At 61.9% G+C, this 16,632-nt stretch carries 19 protein-coding genes and 1 pseudogene; 5 read left to right on the top strand and 15 right to left on the bottom strand.

The features are described from left to right. Positions 1–22 precede the first annotated feature (22 nt). The 4 genes from PDR5_RS10670 to relB all read left to right on the top strand — a co-directional run bounded on the left by PDR5_RS10670 (position 23) and on the right by relB (position 4,698). On the top strand, positions 23–2,257 hold the full coding sequence (locus PDR5_RS10670; protein ID WP_064595179.1) for an Ig-like domain-containing protein: 2,235 nt from the start codon (positions 23–25) through the stop codon (positions 2,255–2,257). Between the two features lie 70 nt (positions 2,258–2,327). After that, positions 2,328–2,792 (top strand): curlin, encoded by a 465-nt coding sequence (locus tag PDR5_RS10665; protein ID WP_064595177.1) that lies wholly within the window; start codon positions 2,328–2,330, stop codon positions 2,790–2,792. Between the two features lie 26 nt (positions 2,793–2,818). Then, complete coding sequence (locus PDR5_RS10660; RefSeq protein ID WP_064595175.1) at positions 2,819–4,270, top strand: curlin; 1,452 nt, start codon at positions 2,819–2,821, stop codon at positions 4,268–4,270. Positions 4,271–4,503: 233 nt separating this feature from the next. Beyond that, positions 4,504–4,698, top strand: a complete 195-nt coding sequence (relB, locus tag PDR5_RS30080; RefSeq protein WP_082934387.1) for a type II toxin-antitoxin system RelB family antitoxin — start codon at positions 4,504–4,506, stop codon at positions 4,696–4,698. Between the two features lie 88 nt (positions 4,699–4,786). Here the strand turns inward: relB and PDR5_RS30455 are convergent. Then, positions 4,787–4,873: pseudogene (locus PDR5_RS30455) on the bottom strand (DUF6124 family protein); the annotation flags it as partial. Between the two features lie 175 nt (positions 4,874–5,048). Between PDR5_RS30455 and PDR5_RS10655 the strand changes: the two are divergent. Beyond that, positions 5,049–5,300: a hypothetical protein gene (locus PDR5_RS10655; protein WP_064595173.1), complete on the top strand. Its 252-nt coding sequence runs from the start codon at positions 5,049–5,051 to the stop codon at positions 5,298–5,300. 200 nt (positions 5,301–5,500) lie between these two features. Here PDR5_RS10655 and PDR5_RS10650 read toward each other — a convergent pair whose 3' ends face one another. The 14 genes from PDR5_RS10650 to PDR5_RS10585 form a co-directional block, all read right to left on the bottom strand. Further along, positions 5,501–5,881 carry a DUF6124 family protein gene (locus PDR5_RS10650; protein WP_064595171.1) on the bottom strand — a complete coding sequence of 127 codons (381 nt, stop codon included), beginning with the start codon at positions 5,879–5,881 and terminating at the stop codon, positions 5,501–5,503. Positions 5,882–6,791: 910 nt separating this feature from the next. Further along, entirely contained in the window at positions 6,792–7,652 is an 861-nt protein-coding gene (locus PDR5_RS10645; protein WP_064595169.1) for a CsgG/HfaB family protein, read from the bottom strand. Positions 7,653–7,681: 29 nt separating this feature from the next. After that, positions 7,682–8,113, bottom strand: coding sequence for a curli assembly protein CsgF (locus PDR5_RS10640; protein WP_007956141.1), 432 nt, complete (start codon positions 8,111–8,113; stop codon positions 7,682–7,684). Then, entirely contained in the window at positions 8,110–8,502 is a 393-nt protein-coding gene (csgE, locus tag PDR5_RS10635) for a curli production assembly/transport protein CsgE (RefSeq protein ID WP_064595167.1), read from the bottom strand. Before csgE ends, PDR5_RS10640 begins: the two co-directional genes overlap by 4 nt. Next, positions 8,499–9,038 carry a type II secretion system protein gene (locus PDR5_RS10630; RefSeq protein ID WP_064595165.1) on the bottom strand — a complete coding sequence of 180 codons (540 nt, stop codon included), beginning with the start codon at positions 9,036–9,038 and terminating at the stop codon, positions 8,499–8,501. The genes csgE and PDR5_RS10630 overlap by 4 nt, the downstream gene beginning before the upstream one ends. Then, a complete protein-coding gene (locus PDR5_RS10625; protein ID WP_011333435.1) occupies positions 9,013–9,387 on the bottom strand; it encodes a type II secretion system protein in 375 nt (124 codons plus the stop codon). Before PDR5_RS10625 ends, PDR5_RS10630 begins: the two co-directional genes overlap by 26 nt. Before the next feature lie 5 nt (positions 9,388–9,392). Continuing rightward, the gene (locus PDR5_RS10620) at positions 9,393–9,866 is read right to left on the bottom strand and encodes a type II secretion system protein (RefSeq protein ID WP_064378909.1); all 474 of its coding nucleotides are present in this window, start codon (positions 9,864–9,866) and stop codon (positions 9,393–9,395) included. A 2-nt stretch (positions 9,867–9,868) separates the two neighbouring features. Further along, positions 9,869–11,716, bottom strand: coding sequence for a secretin N-terminal domain-containing protein (locus PDR5_RS10615; RefSeq protein ID WP_064595163.1), 1,848 nt, complete (start codon positions 11,714–11,716; stop codon positions 9,869–9,871). Beyond that, positions 11,713–12,231, bottom strand: coding sequence for a hypothetical protein (locus PDR5_RS10610; RefSeq protein ID WP_064595160.1), 519 nt, complete (start codon positions 12,229–12,231; stop codon positions 11,713–11,715). Before PDR5_RS10610 ends, PDR5_RS10615 begins: the two co-directional genes overlap by 4 nt. Further along, positions 12,231–12,779 (bottom strand): GspMb/PilO family protein, encoded by a 549-nt coding sequence (locus PDR5_RS10605; protein WP_064595158.1) that lies wholly within the window; start codon positions 12,777–12,779, stop codon positions 12,231–12,233. The genes PDR5_RS10610 and PDR5_RS10605 overlap by 1 nt, the downstream gene beginning before the upstream one ends. After that, positions 12,766–13,311 (bottom strand): PilN domain-containing protein, encoded by a 546-nt coding sequence (locus PDR5_RS10600; RefSeq protein WP_064595156.1) that lies wholly within the window; start codon positions 13,309–13,311, stop codon positions 12,766–12,768. The genes PDR5_RS10605 and PDR5_RS10600 overlap by 14 nt, the downstream gene beginning before the upstream one ends. 1 nt (position 13,312) lies before the next feature. After that, the gene (locus PDR5_RS10595) at positions 13,313–14,116 is read right to left on the bottom strand and encodes a hypothetical protein (RefSeq protein ID WP_064595154.1); all 804 of its coding nucleotides are present in this window, start codon (positions 14,114–14,116) and stop codon (positions 13,313–13,315) included. After that, complete coding sequence (locus PDR5_RS10590) at positions 14,097–15,818, bottom strand: GspE/PulE family protein (RefSeq protein ID WP_039769035.1); 1,722 nt, start codon at positions 15,816–15,818, stop codon at positions 14,097–14,099. The genes PDR5_RS10595 and PDR5_RS10590 overlap by 20 nt, the downstream gene beginning before the upstream one ends. 83 nt (positions 15,819–15,901) lie before the next feature. Beyond that, positions 15,902–16,435 carry a response regulator gene (locus PDR5_RS10585; RefSeq protein ID WP_039769033.1) on the bottom strand — a complete coding sequence of 178 codons (534 nt, stop codon included), beginning with the start codon at positions 16,433–16,435 and terminating at the stop codon, positions 15,902–15,904. Positions 16,436–16,632: the final 197 nt, after the last annotated feature.

The following is a 16,632-nucleotide window of genomic DNA, read 5'->3' as shown; positions in this document are numbered from 1 at the left end:
CAGATCCGCATCAGGAGGCATCATGAACAAGTGGCCACGCTTCGCGCTCAACGCGCTCGGGCTGACAATCTCGCTGACCGGCAGTGCGTTCGCGCAACTGGCCGCCGTCGATCCCGGCCCCTACACCTTCGCCACCGGGAAATTCCCGATGTGGTACCAGGACAACAATCAACTGTCGATGGAGCTTTGCCAGTCGCGCGCCGCCAGTTCGCGGGTGCCGGCCAGCACCCCGCCGGCGTACATGTGCACCCTGCTGCCGGAACCGGGCGTGTTCGATGACAGCCTGCCGATGGTGTTCCCCGACAACTGGCCACCGGAAGCTTTCTGGTTCCTGGCTGAAACCGCGATCCCCAACAACGGTGCCGGTTTCGGTGTGGACGCCTACGTTGCAGGCATCGAAGCGGCGTTCGCCTCGGAAAATCCGGTCGATGGCGATCAGCAAAGCTTCGCGCGGATCCGCATCCGGGTGAACGTACCCGTGGCCGGCACCTACACCATCACCCACCCGTACGGCGTTGAAACCGTCAACGTCACCACGCCGGGCCGGCGGGCAATCAACATCACCAAGGACATCGGCATCGGCGCGCCGGGCAACTTCAGCGGAGCGCTCAACGGCGCCATCGGCCCATTCCTGCGCAGCATCAACGGGCCGTATACCGAAGTGAACCCGGACACCGGCGGCGTCGAAACCTTCGTCGGCGACCCGAACCTCACCGAAGCGGTCACCGGCAGCCCGTTCAACACCAACTTCCTGCGGATCGATGGTCCGTCGGGCGCCGGCTCGATTCAGACCAACCTGTTCACCGTTGCCGGCAAGGTCCTCGACAATCGTCAGCAAACCCAAGTCGCCATCGACCGCGCCACCTATCGCCGGACCTCGGCCGGTGTGCGTGCCGAGGTGTTCGCCAAGGCTGACAGCAGCTCGACCCTGTGCTTCCGCGAAACCGTGGCGTTGCTGCCCGGCCCACCACCGACGCCTTGCCAGACCAGTCTGCTGGGTGACAACAACGGACTGTTCTTCGGCCAGCGTCTGGGTACCGGCACCCTGCCGTCGGTGGTGGTCGTGACCGCGACCAACCCGGCCGGCACGACCCGTCCGACTGCCGTCTCGGCCAAGCTCACCGACGTGGTGAAAATCCAGACCGCCCGCTACAGCTGGGCCAACCACAGCCTGTTGATCGAAGCCACTTCGACCGATGAAGTCGCGGTGCCGGACATGGTTGCCCAGGGTTACGGACGCCTGTCGAAAACCGGCACCCTGCAAAAAATCACCGTGGCCGACCTGACTCAGCCTCCAGCCACCGTCACGGTCAAATCCGCCGCCGGCGGCAGCGACACCGAACCGGTGGTGGTGGTCGGTGCAGCACCGGACACCGGTGAAAACCAGGCACCGCTGGCCAACGCCGACACCGGCAGCACCAGCTTCGGCGTGCCGATCACCCTCAGCCTGTTGACCAACGACAGCGACCCGGACAACAACGTGCCGCTGACCATCACCGCGCTGACTCAACCGGCCGCCGGCCAGGGCACCGTCGCGCTGAGCGGCACCACCTCGGTGGTCTACACCCCGCCAGCCGTGGTGGCGACACCGTTGACCACGACCTTCACCTACAAGGCGCAAGACAGCAAAGGTCTGGCCTCGGCCAACCCGGCGACCGTGACGGTGACCGTCGCGCCTAACCGGCCACCGACCGCCGTCGCCGACAGCGTCGCCACGCTGGGTGTCGCGATCCCGATCAACGTCCTGGCCAACGACACCGATCCGGAAGGCAACACGCCGCTGGGCGTCGCCAGCCTGACCCAACCGCCGGCAGGACGCGGCACGGTCAGCACTGACGGCACGGTGATCACCTACACCCCACCGGCCACCGTGACCACGGCCTTCACCACGACCTTCACCTACATCGCCCGGGACAGCTTCAACGCCCAGTCGACGCCGGCAACGGTCACGGTGCAAGTGTCACCACGGCCAGCAGCGGAAACCTTCACGATCACCACCTCGACCGTGCAGGCCCGTTCCGGCGGCCGCTTCAACTGGGACTTCGCCGGCACCTCGTCGGTGACCACCGGCAACACCATCACCGTGCAGGTCACCACTCCGACCGGGCTGGTAACGCTGGGCACCACCACGGTACCGGTAACCGGACGCTGGCGGCTGACGCTGAACAACACGCTGGTCGTGCCATCAGCCAACCCGACCGCCACCATCCGCTCGTCCCAGGGCACCGTTCGCACCGTCTCGGTGAACACGTTGTAAACCAACGCCCCGCCTGCTTTCGGGCAGGCGGGGCAACGCTCAACGGTTAACGCCCCACAGGATATTTGCCATGAACACGCCGACCGCCGCCCTGCTTTGCCTGCTCGCCCTGTGCGTCAGTGCGGGCGTGCGCGCCGACGACCTGATGGAAAACGATGACCTGGCGCCCAACAGCGCCGATCTCGGCGAACTGCCGCCCCCCGTGGGCCAGCAAGCACTGATCGACCAGAACGGCCAGGTCAACCTGGCGCTGCTGTCGCAGAACGGTCAGTCGCTGCTGGGCAGGATCGTGCAGTCGGGCAGCAATCAGGAGGCGTACATCCTGCAACAAGGCAGCGACCTGATGGCCCTGATTACGCAAAACGGTTCCGGCAACGCCGCGTCCATCACGCAAACCGGCAGCCACAACCGTGCGCAGATTTCGCAAAACGGCAACAACAACGACGCCAGCATCGAGCAGGCCGGCACGGGGCTGCAAAGCGCCGTGACCCAGTCGGGCAACGGCATGAGCGTTTCGGTCAAGCAATATCGCTAAGCACTGCAATCATCGGAGAGTTCATCATGTTCAAACTGACGCCCCTCACCGCCGCCATCCTGGTCATGATCAGTGCCCAGGCCATGGCCGACGACAGCCTTTCCACCCAGAGCCAGTTCGGTACGGCCAACATCGCTGATGTGAAGCAGACCCAGGCCCCGTTCAGCACCGCGACCCAGACCCAACTGGGCCAGGGCAACAACGCCGCCGCCGTGCAGGACACCGCCACCAGCGTCATCACCCAGGACGCGGTCGGCGACTACAACGCCGGTTACGCCGAACAGCTTTTCGAAGACAACAGCACCATCACCCAACAACAGACCGGTGCCTTCAACACCGCCCACGCCAGCCAGTCCCTCGGCTTCGGCGCCGGCAACCAGGCTCTGCAACAACAGCAAGGCACCGGCAATTTCTCGTTCGTCTATCAGGACTCGCAGAACGGCAGCGAAGGCAAGACCTTCCAGTTCGGCGACAGCAACGAAGCCAACATCGAGCAACTGTACGAAGGCACCGGCAACAGCTCGGTGATCACCCAGTACGGCACCGCCAACTACGGCACCGCCGAACAGGTGCTGCATAACGGCGGCCAGATCGGCATCAACCAGGCCGGCGAAAACAACTACGCCTATGGCGACCAGCGCAACGGCACCGGCGGCAACATCACCATCAACCAGTTCGGCAACCTCAACGGCACCGAAATCTGGCAAGACTCGCAACTGGCAAGCCAGGCCACCGTCAACCAGTACGGCGACAGCAACGAAACCGTGGTCGACCAAAGCTTCGGCGAAAACAACACCGCCGCCGTCACCCAGGTCGGCAACACCAACGCCATCTATGCCGACCAGTTCGAATCGGTCAACTCGACCCTGGCGCTCTACCAGGTCGGCAACGGCAACGTGCATTTCACCTACCAGAACGGCGACAGCCACACCCTCAACGCCACCTCGGTAGGCAACGACAACAAGGTCTACGCCAGCAACTGGAAAGGCCCGCAACTAGGCGGCCAGTTCGGCAGCAGCCAGCGCGCCACCGTCACCCAGGCGGGTAACGGCAACATCGCCAGCTTCAAACAGGACGGCATCGGCCAGATCATGACCACCCACCAGACCGGCACCGGCAACAAGACCACGGTCAGCCAGGCTGATTCCTACAACGAGCTGTACTTCGATCAGAACGGCAGCGACAACATCCTCATCGCCGACCAGCGCGGCACCACCAACCTGGTTCAAGGCTCGTCGAACGGCTCGGGCAACAGCGCCGAATTCGATCAATCCGGCACCGGCAACCAGGCCTACACCGCGCAGCTGTACGGCAGCGACAACATGATCACCGTGAAACAGGCGGACACCATGAACGTGGCGTACGTGACCCAGGGCGGGACGGGGAACATTGCCAACGTGGACCAGAGCGGGATGACACAGACCGCGACCATTCAGCAGTTTGGGTCGGCTAACCAGGCGACGGTCTTGCAGCAGTAAGGGTTGGGTGTTAAGAAACCGCGGTTCTTTGAAGAAGGGGATCGCGGCTTTTTGTGCGTTTAGTTTGTTGTGAAACAGTTGCGAAATTTCGCAAAGAATAGCGGAATTGTCTGACTGCTTTTGCAGGTTGGCCGTCGGACGTGTGACGTTTAGGCTTTGGACCTATTAACGCAGCCTGCGGTGAGCGCATTGTGCCTTCCGTTTTGGCTATCAGGCGATTAATCGGAGGCCCCTTGTACTTTCACTACTACCCACCTACTTCAGAGTTTGCAAATAACCCAGGGGCCGCACGCTACGACCTCTGGTTCCGCGCCAAGATAAAAGCTTCAATTGATGATCCACGGCCGAGTGTTCCGCATGAAGAGGTGATGGCGGAGATACATGCGCTGCTTCAAACCAAACGTCGAAAACACGAAGCTGATCAATAGCTCCAAGTCTGTCTCATAAAAAAACCGCGATCCTTTCAAGGAGTCGCGGCTCTTTCTATGTAGCCCTAATCAACTGTGGCAAGGACGCTTAGATTTCAGTCTCGATGTGATCCAGCGCCTGATTCACTGCCGACTCACCCAATATGACAATCTGCGCGATGCCGGGAGCAGTCTTGCAAAGACCCGGCATCCCGTCGCTTTCCAAAGAGAAGTCACCGTAGGTGATGAAACCATAACAGATAGCAATTCTTTATTTCGAAGAGTTCTAATGCACTGTCATTTATGACAGGTTCCATTGAACATTAAAAAATTTACCGTATGTCCTCATCCTCCAGATTGGAATCGACGCCATGGATAGCACTTCAGCACAAAAAAAACTGAACGGCATTGGGGTGGGGAACAAGGTGTACCTTGCAGGGAAATTTGACTTCCCTACAGGCTCTACTAATCGATACGAAGAGTTAGTCTCGGTAGACCAAAACTCCGCAACAATTAAAAGGCCAACAGACAAAAGCGGTGCAAACGAAGTTATTACATACGATAAAATCGATATGATCAGCGCTACGCCCCCGGATCCGAGCAATATCAAGCTATTGTATTAGACAACCCCGAATTGAGCCCCAGCAAAGTCTGAACAATCCCGACTCGGACAAACAAAGGCTCGAAATGAGAAACCATGCCAACAGGGCGTTTTCTTGTATAAATAAAAAATCTGCCCGACTTTAGATCGCGCCCTCCTTCGAAGGCGCGATTTTTCTTCGGAGGCAAAATATTACCAGCCAATTTATGAATACTGAGCTGATTAGACTTTCAACTCGACGTGATCCAAGGCTTGATTCACGGCCAGTTCACCCAGCATGAGGATCTGCGCGATGCCCAGCGCGGTCTTGCGATGGGCGGGGTCGAGGGTGGCGGCGAAGTTGTTGAGCATTTCGCTGGCCGAGCCCAGGGATTCGCTGGCGTTGGCGAGCAGGGATTCGGTGTTGTAGGCCGGGTTGGCGAGGTACATCGGGGCGGGTTCGTTGACGCTGCCCATGATGTGGGCGCCGGGGCAGAGGTAATGATCGAGCGCGCGTTCGGCGGCTTCGTGGAGTTTTCTGGAGTGGGCGGAGGTGTATGGGGAGGTTGGGTCGGTTTCGGGGTTGGCTTGGGTTTCGGGTGGGTTGGGTGTTGGTTTGAACATGATGTTTTTCTCTGTTTGAGTAATGAAGCTGGCCCATTCGGTTTCCGGACGAAGGGGTGGCAGCTGTACGCAGGCTGGAAACCCGGGGAACAGAGAAACCCGGACGACCCGAAGGTCCCCACGTACAGCCGCCATAACAAGGAGCACACCAGAGAAGGTGCGCAGCATACGTCATGAATGCCGCCGTTTGTTTCTGTTTTCCCGCGGGTTTCCAGGCCCGATCGCTGAATTGGCAGCGACCGAAACAGGCTAGAGCCCGCGCTTCCGACGGACAACCTGAAAACCCTGTGGGAAAGTTCGGTGTATTCAGACACGTTTTTAAACAGACTTTAGGACGCTGGCCCTCACCCCAGCCCTCTCCCGGAGGGAGAGGGCGCCGATCGAGTTGTTCATTCGAGTTACATCGACCTGAACCATCGAGCTGAACTCAAGCTTTCAAAACAAAAAAATCAAAACCAACCCCATCTACACAGCCTTGCGCCCTCAACAAACCAAACGATGAGCGTTAGCTCGAGTACCGCTTTTGATCGCAAGGCCCGTCGGAAGGCTGAGTGGAGGGATTGATCCGGGGGTGGGAGCGCAGCGACCGTGCGGCGCAGCCGCATGCATCGAGAGGAGGTGCAGCGAAGCAAACCGTAGGCGATGCCCCCGATCAATCCCGGAGCGAAGGAACCCGAGCCACAGCGAGGGCCGTACGTCAGGGTAAAGCCTTTTGGGTTACCTTTTCGGCGTTTGGAAAAGGTGACTCGCCGTCAGGGCGAAACCCTAAGCAGCCGTTACCGCAGAAATGGATATGTACCCAGCCAGAAAGCCCCCCCATCGACTGACCGGACGCCATCGCTGGCAAGCCAGCTCCCACAGGGTTCCGGGTACATTCGCAATAACGCCCGCGTCTGAAAAACAGCCAAGTTCACTCAGCCTCCGGATCCACCTTGTTCTGAGTCAAATAGCGATTCAAGACATCATCCTGCCCAGGCGTAGAAGCATCCCCCGCCACCTGCCACAACCGCCGCTCAATCCCCTGCGCCACCATATGCCCCACCGCCGCCTCAATCGCCGACAACACACACAACTGCGCCGGCTCATTGGTCGTATACCCGACCTCAGCCTCAAGCAACTTCTTGAACTCGATAAACTTGAAAATCCCCGCACTGCGCGCCACCGAATAAATCGTCTTGCTGGTCATCACATTCGCCAGCACCTGCCCACTACGCACATCCACCGCACGCAAATTCACCGTCACCTGATCCACCCGGTACTCACGGGACAGATCGATCCCCAGATACCGCGCCCCTTCCCCACCGCTGCGCACGTTGGTGTCGTAAGCGATGATCCCGCCCTCGAGCATCATGTTCGCCGCCTGCAACGGTGGCAGCTCACCCTGAATGTTCACCGGCGTATTCGGCTTCTTCTGCGAAGCCCGAATGATCTTGCGTTCAGTCAGCAGGTTCTGCAGCCCTTCACGCTCAAGCACCACAAACCAGCCGCTGGCCTGCATCGCGTCCATCAACATCGACGCTGCGCCCTGGGTGACGCTGGTGGAAAAGGAGCTGGCCGGCGTCGGTTTGTACTGCCCGGTCTGGTCACGGAAGCCGTACACCACCGCCATCAGCCGGCCCTTGGGTCGCGGCATTTTCAGCAAGTCGTAATAAGTGGAGGCCCTGGGGGTCAGGGTCGGGGTATCGGTGTCCTGCTCGGCCGGCATCGGCTCGCGCAGACTGCACCCTTGTAATGCTGCCAACATCAGCCCTAGCGCAATTATTTTTTTCATGTCCATCGCTCCCCGGAACCGTCATCCCGTCATGGGTTGAGGCCGTTCACCTGAATTTCGGAAACTTCGCCGCTCGCCCGGTCGGTCACTTCAATCGTCAGTGCCCCCGAGTCATCAACGACGTTGACGATAAAAGCGTCGGTGGACAGGCTCCCCGTGTTGCCGGTGGAGATGTTGTCCAGCAGTTGCCCCAGCAGCCGCGACTGCAATTGACTGGTGAAGCGTTCAAGTGCCGAAGTGCCGGCCACCGTCGAGCGTTTCTTGAGATCCGGATCGTCGTGGTCGTTTTGCGCCTGGGCGTTGTTGAGCAGCCAGGTGCCGTTGAGCGGGTTGCCGCCGAACGACGGGTTGACCGGCGTGTAGACCAGTTCGGTGGCCTGGACGGCAGCGGCGCTGGCAAGCCCGATCAACAACCCCGAGATCCAGAATCCGCTGCGCCGTGAGAACGTTGTCGTGTTCATAGTTCGTCCTTCTCAAGGTCGGTGGTGTCCTGCAACAAGGCTTCCAGCTTGCGCCGGACGACCTCCAGTCGAACCGAGTCGGCGGCCGCGTAGGCCTCGTCCTTCAGTTCCACGGTGTTCGGCGGCAGGAAGCGCCGATACACCAGGCGTTGTTGATATTCGACGGTCACCAGGCTGCCCCAGCGTGCGTCGGGGCGCTCGCGCACCACCAGGTTGAAATCCATCCGGCTGGTGTCGCGCAGGCGTTCGCTGAACGAGTAGTAAAAGTCGTGGCCGATGTGCGAGATCGTGTCGTCGACGATGAAGCCCATCATTTCGTCTTCTTCGCTGGCGCTGGCGAAAGACGCCACGACCGCGAGGATCAACGCGCACCACACGTGGCGGCTCATGGCTGCAACGCCTGTGGCAGGGCCGACTGGCCCTTCGCCGGGCCGTTGGTGCCGTCGAGAAAAGCTTTCTCGGCCACAAACTGCCAGTCCGAATAACGCTGCATGCCTTCGAAATCCGACCACTGCGACGGAAAGTCCGCCTGCTTCAACGGCACCTCGGTGGAGGCACTGTTGATGCCGGTGATACGCCCGTCGAAACCCCGTTGCAGGGCCCATTCGCCGCCGCCGATCGGGTCCGGATAGAGCTGACGCAGGTGGTGGCGGGCGTCCGGAAAACGTTCGTCCTGCAGCAGGTCGACCAGCTCTTTCGGGTACTGCGCCAGGCCCGGCGAACTGCGGTAGTAGCTGCGCAGTGCCTGGGCGTACTGGGTGCCGACCCACAGCAGTTGTTTCTCGCGATCGCGGCGCGACGCGGTCGACCACAACTCGCCGGCACTGGCCAGGCCCATGCCCATGATCACGATCAGGAACAGCACGCCCAGGTAGGTGAACCCACCCTGCTCCACGTGCTTACCACTCGGAATACTGGCTGCCATCACGCGCCCTCCCGGTAGCTCCGCTCTTGATGTCGGCGACGCCGCCCGCCACACCGTCCGGCGGTGCGATCAGCACCCATTGGTCATTGCGTTCGGTGATCGGGTCCAGCGGCGCGTTGCGCAGGTAACGCATCTCCACCAGTTGCTCGATGGAATCGGGATAGCGCCCGGTGTCGCCGTAGTAGTGATCCAGCGCCTCGCGCATGGCCGACAGGCTCTGGTGCAACGTGGTCTCTTTCGAGGCCTCGAGGCTGTTGAAGTAGCGCGGCAAGGCGATGGTCATCAGGGTCGCGATGATCGCCATCACCACCATCAGCTCGAGCAAGGTAAACCCCTTTTCCCGGCGCATGAGAATCACCACTCGCGGTAAGCGATGCCGTTGAGGCCACGGCCCCGGGCGAGGGAGTAGACGTCGAACACGTCCTCGCCATCGCGCGGGTTCTGGGCCGAACTGTTGTAGGCCCGCAGGCCCCAACCGCCGTTGTCGTCACGTTTGGCCGGCACCAGCGGATCCCGCGGTATCCGGCGCAGAAAGTAGAACTTCGCCCCCTTGGCACTGCGCACGTCGCGCACGCCTTCGACCAGCACTTTCAGGTTCGGCGGATAGCCGCTGCTGTTCAGGGATTTCTCGATGTAGCCGGCATCGAAGGCACGCTTGTAGGCGTCGATGCCATCGCGAATCTGATACAGCGCGGTGCGCAGTTCCTGCTCCTTGCCACGCCGTACCAGGGTCTCGGTCAGCGGCGCGGCCATGCCGGCCAGCAGGCCGATCAGGGCCAGCGTCACCACGACTTCGATCAAGGTAAAACCGCGTTGGGAGGCGTTCATGATCAAGGCTTCTCGACGGTTACACGGGTGGTGGCCACGGCCGCTTCACCGACTGCACGAGGCTGCGCGGCAGGCGCTGGCATCGAGTAGCTTTGCGAGCGATCCGGCGCCTGGATGTGCATGCTGGTTTCGGTGCCGGTGGGGAATTCCATGTCCGACGGGCTCTGGTACGGCAGGTTGCGCACGATCCGGGGGGTGATCGAGAGCACCAGTTCCGATTTGCCGATGGTGTCCTTGTTGCTGCCGAACAACCGGCCCAGACCCGGAATGTCGCCGAGGCCCGGAATCTTGTTGCCGGTGGCGCCGTGGTCGTTGCGCATCAGGCCGGCGAGGATCTGGGTTTCACCGTCATGCAGGCGCAGGGAAGTCTGGGCGTTGCGGGTATCGACCTGCACCGGGATCGTCCCTTGGCGGGTCGGCTCCAGCGGTGTGGCGTTACTCACTTCCAGAGCGATCTTGATCGCCACTTCGTTGTTCAGGTGCACGGTCGGCTGCACTTCGAGCTTCAGACCGACGTCGAGGTAGGTGACGCTTTCGGTGATCACCGGGCCCTGAGTCGACGGCACCGAGGTGGCGCTGATGATCGGCACCCGTTGACCGATGTGGATGCGCGCCTGTTCGCGGTTGCTGACGCGGATCACCGGGCTGGCCAGGGTGTTGATGTCGTTGTCCTGCGCATTGATCTTGGCTTGCGGCGACGGCGAAATCGAAATCCGGCTGGAGTTGATGCCCTTGAGTTGATCGAGAACGGACACCCCTGTGCCGTCGCTGTTGATCACACCGAAAGTGTTCGGCCATTGCAGGCCCAGGTCGAGAATGCGCTGGGTGGCGACTTCCATCACTTCCACTTCCAGCACCACTTCGGGGTTGGACTGGTCTTGTGATTGCAGGAGTTTTTCGGCCATGCGCACGGCGTCTTCGGTGTCGCGCATGGTCAGGGTATTCAGGCGTTCGTCGACGAACACGTCGCGGGTCTTGAGCATGGTCTTGATCATGTTCAGCGCGGTGTTGGCGTCGATGCTGGTCAGGTAGAAGGTGCGCATCACCAGCTCTTGATAATCCTTCAGCTTCTGCGGCGAGTCCGGAAAGATCAGCAAGGTGTTTTCGTTCACCACTTTCTGGTGCAGCTGGTTCTGTTGCAGCAGCAGTTGCACGGCGTCTTCGATGCGCACGTCACGCACGAAGATCGTAGCTTTCATGTCCGGACGCAGGTCCTTGTCGAAGATGAAATTGAGGCCGGCGACCTGCGACAGCACTTCGAAAATGGTCTTGAGGTTGGCGTCGCGAAATTCCAGGGTCACCGGGCGGTCGAGCCGGGTGCGCAGTTGCGGGTACTGGATCACGTTGCGGCTCTGCACCAGACGGATGTTGCCTTGCAGCTCCAGCGCGCCGTCGTTTTTCGGGTCGAGTTCGAGGATCTGTTTGACCTGGCGGTCGGCGCCGTAGATGTCGCCCCGGCGCAGGTCGCCACGGGCCAGTTCGAGTTTCTCGTCCATGCTGCGCAGGTAGTCGAGCTGGCGCAGGGCATCCTGGGCGCGGCGGTTGTTCGGCTCGATGGTCAGCACCCGGCTGTAGGCGGTGCGGGCCGAGGCGAAATCGCGGCGGGCGCGGTCGGTGTCGCCGGAGGTCAGCAGCGCGGTGATGGCCTTGGCCCGACCGCTGTTGAGCAGCAGGTGCAGCTCGGTGTCGCGCGGATTTTCCCGCAAGCCTTCCTCGATCCGGGCCAGGCCCGCCTCGTACTGGCCCTGCTCGATCAGGTCGGAAGCCTCCTGGTTGGCGACCTGCGCGGAACTGCACGCGGCCAGCCCGGCACACAGGCCGAGGCTCATCAGCAAACGGGATCTGTTCATTGCGTACTCCCCACAGACAAGGTCTGCGACAAATGCAAAGGCAGGTAGACCAGGCTCAGTTCCACATCGGAAATCGCCGCAATCTTCCAGGTGTCGTCGATCACATCCCCGCTGCGCACGACGTAGATTTTCTCGCCGTCCTGCAAGAACACCTGCAGGTCGCTGCGGTCATGCAGCCTGCCGACGAACTGAAACGGCACCGGTGGCAGGCTCGGGGCTTGCACCACCGGGGTCGGGTTGATCGCTCGTTCGGTGACCGTCGCCAGGGTTGGCGCGGCCTTCCAGGATTTGCTCGCAAACAGGTCGCCGGCCGGGCTCAGGTCCTTGATCGGCGCCGCATTCGCCTTGGCGCTGCTGGCGGGCAAGGAGCCACGGGCGCTGGCTTTGGCCGGGCTGGCCACGGCGACCTCGGTCGAATCCGCTTCGTCGCTCGGCGAGAAATATTCCGGCAACCAGGCCAGCGCCGCCGCCACGCCGAAGAACGCCACCCAGCCGGTTATGCGTTTGGTGTCCATCACGACCTCGACAGGTAGAGGGTCATACGGATCCGGCCGCTGAGGTCGGTGTCGGCAATCTTCTTGCGTTGAAACTCGACGTCTTCCACCACCACCGCCGGCAACTGGCCGAGCAAGGCGTGCAGGAAGCGGCGCAGTTGCGGGTAGCTGCCGCGCACCGGCAACAGGATCTGGTAGCGCGCCAGATGGGTCTTGGGATCGACGCCGAGGGCGTATTCGCCGCGCGCCAGGGTGATGTGCTCCTGCGCGGCCAAGGCGTAAATGCGATCGATGGCGACGGTGGCTTGCGGCTGGGCCGGCAGCTTGTTACGAAAATCATCCAGCTGACGTTGCGGCACCACCGGCGGCGCGATGCTGCCGTCCTCGACCTTGGCCAGGTATTCGGTGGCTTCCCGGGTTTGCTGGCTGAGCTGTTGCAGCGATTGCCAGCTCGGCAGCAAACCGCCGAGTGCCCAGGCCAGCGTGACCAGCAGCAGCGCCAGACCGGCCAGGCCCGGAACGCCGAGGCCTTGCAGGTATTCGTGAACGATCAGTCTAGGGATTCGCATCGCCTATCTCCCAGGTCGCCGACAGGTTGAATTGCACCGGTTGCTCCGGCGATTTGACGACGATTTCGTGGCTCAGCAGCGACACGTCGGACAGCTCGTCACTGGCCTCCAGCCGTTTGTGGAAATCCAGCATCGCTTGCAGATCCCGCGCTTCGGCGCTGATCCGCACCTGGCCCTTGCGGGCATCCGGGGTCAGGGTCAGCAAGGCGATGTCGTCGCGCGGCATGGCTTCGAGCATGGCGAACAGGCGTTCCCAGGGGCGGCGCAGTTGCTGCGAGACCTTGCGCATTTCGGCGAGGTTCTGCGCCTGCTCGCGGGTTTCCGCCGGGCTCAGCGTTGTCTTGCTGCCGCTGTCGCCGGTGAGCTGGCGCTGGGTGTGCTGCAAGTGACCCTGCTGTTGCTCGGCCTGCTCGCCGAGGTGCTGCTGCACACCGAAGCACACCAGTGCGAGCAACACACCGCCGCCGAGCAGGCTCCAGCCCAACGGGCCGGAACGCGGACGAGGCTGGAAGTCGAGGTTCAAGGCGCGCATGTCAGGCCACCGCCCGGGACATGACGTACAAGGCGTCACGCACGGTCATCGAGTTGTCTTCGAGGGTGCGCAACTGCACCCCCGCCACCTCCGGTTGCGCATCGAGGCGCGCCGGGGCGTGCAGATAAACGTTGAAGGCGCGTTCGCTGGTGGAGGCTTGCAGTTGCCGTTCGCGACCGATCAGCGCGCTGAGTGCCGCGTCGCTGTCGCTGCCGCCCACCGAACGCACCGACGACCAGCGCCCTTCCCTTGCCAGCAGCAACACGCTGCGTTGCGGCTCGGCGACGATGAACAGGAAGTCGCCGCCATCGAGGCTTTTGTCGAAGCGGTTGAACGCGGTCATCAGGTACGGCTGCACCGAGCGCAGGCGCAGACCGCGACCCGTGACCAGCGTGCGCAGGCGTTCCAGCAAATCCTGCGGCAAGGCGCTGGCGATGCGGTCATGCCCGGCAGGCTCAGCCGACAGCACCAGGCTCCACGGTTGGGTCGGGGCGCCGAACAGGTCTTCGAAGCACAGTTGGGCGAAGCCGCGCAGTTCGTCAGGACTGCTGATCTGCTCGCTCCACGGCACCAGGCAGAAGCGGCTGAAGTGGCCGGAGATCACCACGCTCAGCTCGGCACCGGCACGGGTGTGTTCGCCGAGCAGACAGTCGAGGGTGTCCAGCGCCACCGCGTAGCTCTGGAAGCCTTCGTCGATGTAGCCGACGCTGCCCAGCCACAGGGTGTCGCTGCCCCGGCGCTGGCCGAGGCCGACACCGCTGGCGCCGAGCACGGCGATAAATTGATCACGCGATAAAAGTGACACGATTGATCTCCTCCAGCGTGGTCCGACCGTGCTCCACCAGCTCCAGCGCCGATTCGCGCAACAGGCGCAAACCACGGGCGCAGGCCAGGGCTTTGATCTGGGTGATGGGTTGGCGCTCGACGATCATCTGCCGCAGTTCGTCGTCCAGGTGCAGCAGCTCGGCAATCGCCGTGCGGCCGCGATAGCCGCTGCCCCGGCAGTGGCCGCAGCCCTTGCCGTGGACGAAGTGGTAGTGATCGACTTTCTGTGGATCGAGGCCCGAAGCGCGCAGTTCTTCATCGCTCGGGTTGACCGGCGTGCTGCAACTGCTGCACACCAGCCGGATCAGGCGCTGGGCGAGAATCGCGTTGAGCGCCGAGACCAGGCTGTAGGGGTCGATTTCCATTTGGGTAAAACGGCCGATCACATCAAACACGTTGTTGGCGTGAATGGTGGTGAACACCAGGTGACCGGTGAGCGCCGATTGCACGGCGATCTGCGCGGTGTCCGGGTCGCGGATCTCGCCGACCATGATCTTGTCCGGGTCGTGACGCAGGATCGAGCGCAGGCCACGGGCGAAGGTCAGGCCTTTTTTCTCGTTGACCGGGATTTGCAGCACGCCCGGCAGCTGATATTCCACCGGGTCTTCGATGGTGATGATCTTGTCCACGCCGTGGTTGATCTCGGTGATCATCGCGTACAGCGTGGTGGTCTTGCCGCTGCCGGTGGGGCCGGTCACCAGCACCATGCCGTAGGGTTCGGCGGCGAGGCGACGCAGTTGGCGCAGGGTTTCGTCTTCAAAGCCCAGCGCTTGCAGTTGCACGCCGCAGACCTTGTCGGCCAGGTCCTGTTTGTCCAGCACCCGCAGCACCGCGTCTTCGCCGAAGATGCTCGGCATGATCGACACCCGGAAGTCGATCTGCCGGCCGCTGATGCCGATCTTGAAGCGACCGTCCTGGGGAACGCGTTTTTCGCCGATGTCCAGTTCGGCCATGACCTTGACCCGCGAGATCACCTGCTCGGCGAATTCGCTGCCCTGGATCTTGCCGATGTTGTTCAGCACGCCGTCGATCCGGTACTTGATCACCAGGCCCTGGCCGGTGGTGCCGAGGTGGATGTCGCTGGCGTGCATTTTCAGCGCGTCGTAGAGAGTCGAGTTGACCAGTTTCACCACCACGCTCGAGTCTTCGCTGATGCTGGTCAGCGACAGGCTTTGCAGGGTGTCGGTCTCGCTGCCGGCGTCGGCCTGGGCGTTGAGCGATTCGACGGCGTGGAAGCTTTCTTCGTGGCGGGCCAGATAGGCCTTGAGGTCGTCGGCGTGCACCAGGTACAGCGGCGCGCCGTGCAGGCATTCGTCGATCCAGGCCAGGCGCGACGTGTCGAAGGGGTCGGCGAACACGCCGATGACTTCGTCGTTATGGCGCAGCAGGATGAATTCACGTTTGAGGCATTGCGCGAGGGTGACCCGGTCGAACACCGGGGTCGCCAGAAACAGCGTGTCGGTGTCGAGCACCGGGTAATGCAGGGTGGCGCCGAGGCTGGCAATGAACGGCATCGGCGCCAGCTCACAGAGCACGGCCAGCGCATCGAGCACCCGTTCCCCGGAAGTGCTGGCCCGTGCCCGGGCCTGGGCCAGTTGCTCACTGGAAAAGCGTGGCGGGGTCTGGGCCTCCAGCGGAGGATTGACCGACAGCGGTTCGACGACAACGGACAGACGATCCATGGCTTGCTCTCCAACACCCGGGGCTTGAGGCCCTGACGGCGCGGGAGGCGAATTCGGCGAGTGCCGGAACGTCTATCGCGCCATTACTCCCCGGTGAGCATTTGATCGTCGTCCGGTGCCATGACCTCCGACCGGTTTCGTCGGCGGTCCGCCAGCACCCAACTGCCATCGTACAACTGCAACGGGAAGCTCTCGGTCCTGCTCTGGCGTCGTTCGACAAAGCCTTCGGATGGGCTCGCACCGGGTTTCGCTTCGCGCTGGATCCCCAGAAGGTCGCAGACAGCTCGGGCCAGTTCCGCCAGTGGAAACGGTTTGAACAGGATGTGACTGACCCCCAGTTGCCGCGCCCGCTCACAGACTTCAGCGGTCGGGTGACCCGTTATCAGCACGAAATGACACGTCCTGTTCTGGCGGACCGCGTCGAGCACCTCGAACCCTTCCATATCGGGCAAGCGGTAATCGAACACCAGCACGTCGGGGGCGAAAGTCTCGGCCAAGCCGATTCCCTCTGCGCCGTCATGTGCAATCCGGACTTCCAGCCCTTGCGCCGACAGATAATCCTGAAGGTTCTGTGCAAGCAGCTGTTCGTCTTCGACAACCAGTACTTTGTTAACCAAGGTGGACTCCCTGAAACCTCAAGTGCCGGCAATTGAAATTCAATGACCCGAACCTGCTGGAGTGCGCCTCACAAGAGGTAACGCACACTTCATGCCAGGCTGAATGCCGGTAATTTTTTGTCTTCATGTCCTTGAATTGAATGGAAATGCCCGCTCGTCCCGGTACCCCGTTCCCCAGAAACGGGGAAGCACCTGAA

Source organism: Pseudomonas sp. DR 5-09 (genome assembly GCF_001655595.1).
Taxonomy (GTDB): Bacteria; Pseudomonadota; Gammaproteobacteria; order Pseudomonadales; family Pseudomonadaceae; genus Aquipseudomonas; species Aquipseudomonas pharyngis.
Note: the sequence above shows the minus strand (reverse complement) of the source record. Positions and strands in the feature narration are given on the sequence as shown.

Coding starts and splice junctions, on each gene's coding strand:
- PDR5_RS10670 (WP_064595179.1), top strand. CDS start 23: ATGAACAAGTGGCCACGCTTCGCGCTCAACGCGCTCGGGCTGACAATC.
- PDR5_RS10665 (WP_064595177.1), top strand. CDS start 2,328: ATGAACACGCCGACCGCCGCCCTGCTTTGCCTGCTCGCCCTGTGCGTC.
- PDR5_RS10660 (WP_064595175.1), top strand. CDS start 2,819: ATGTTCAAACTGACGCCCCTCACCGCCGCCATCCTGGTCATGATCAGT.
- PDR5_RS10655 (WP_064595173.1), top strand. CDS start 5,049: ATGGATAGCACTTCAGCACAAAAAAAACTGAACGGCATTGGGGTGGGG.
- PDR5_RS10650 (WP_064595171.1), bottom strand. CDS start 5,881: ATGTTCAAACCAACACCCAACCCACCCGAAACCCAAGCCAACCCCGAA.
- PDR5_RS10645 (WP_064595169.1), bottom strand. CDS start 7,652: ATGAAAAAAATAATTGCGCTAGGGCTGATGTTGGCAGCATTACAAGGG.
- PDR5_RS10640 (WP_007956141.1), bottom strand. CDS start 8,113: ATGAACACGACAACGTTCTCACGGCGCAGCGGATTCTGGATCTCGGGG.
- csgE (WP_064595167.1), bottom strand. CDS start 8,502: ATGAGCCGCCACGTGTGGTGCGCGTTGATCCTCGCGGTCGTGGCGTCT.
- PDR5_RS10630 (WP_064595165.1), bottom strand. CDS start 9,038: ATGGCAGCCAGTATTCCGAGTGGTAAGCACGTGGAGCAGGGTGGGTTC.
- PDR5_RS10625 (WP_011333435.1), bottom strand. CDS start 9,387: ATGCGCCGGGAAAAGGGGTTTACCTTGCTCGAGCTGATGGTGGTGATG.
- PDR5_RS10620 (WP_064378909.1), bottom strand. CDS start 9,866: ATGAACGCCTCCCAACGCGGTTTTACCTTGATCGAAGTCGTGGTGACG.
- PDR5_RS10615 (WP_064595163.1), bottom strand. CDS start 11,716: ATGAACAGATCCCGTTTGCTGATGAGCCTCGGCCTGTGTGCCGGGCTG.
- PDR5_RS10610 (WP_064595160.1), bottom strand. CDS start 12,231: ATGGACACCAAACGCATAACCGGCTGGGTGGCGTTCTTCGGCGTGGCG.
- PDR5_RS10605 (WP_064595158.1), bottom strand. CDS start 12,779: ATGCGAATCCCTAGACTGATCGTTCACGAATACCTGCAAGGCCTCGGC.
- PDR5_RS10600 (WP_064595156.1), bottom strand. CDS start 13,311: ATGCGCGCCTTGAACCTCGACTTCCAGCCTCGTCCGCGTTCCGGCCCG.
- PDR5_RS10590 (WP_039769035.1), bottom strand. CDS start 15,818: ATGGATCGTCTGTCCGTTGTCGTCGAACCGCTGTCGGTCAATCCTCCG.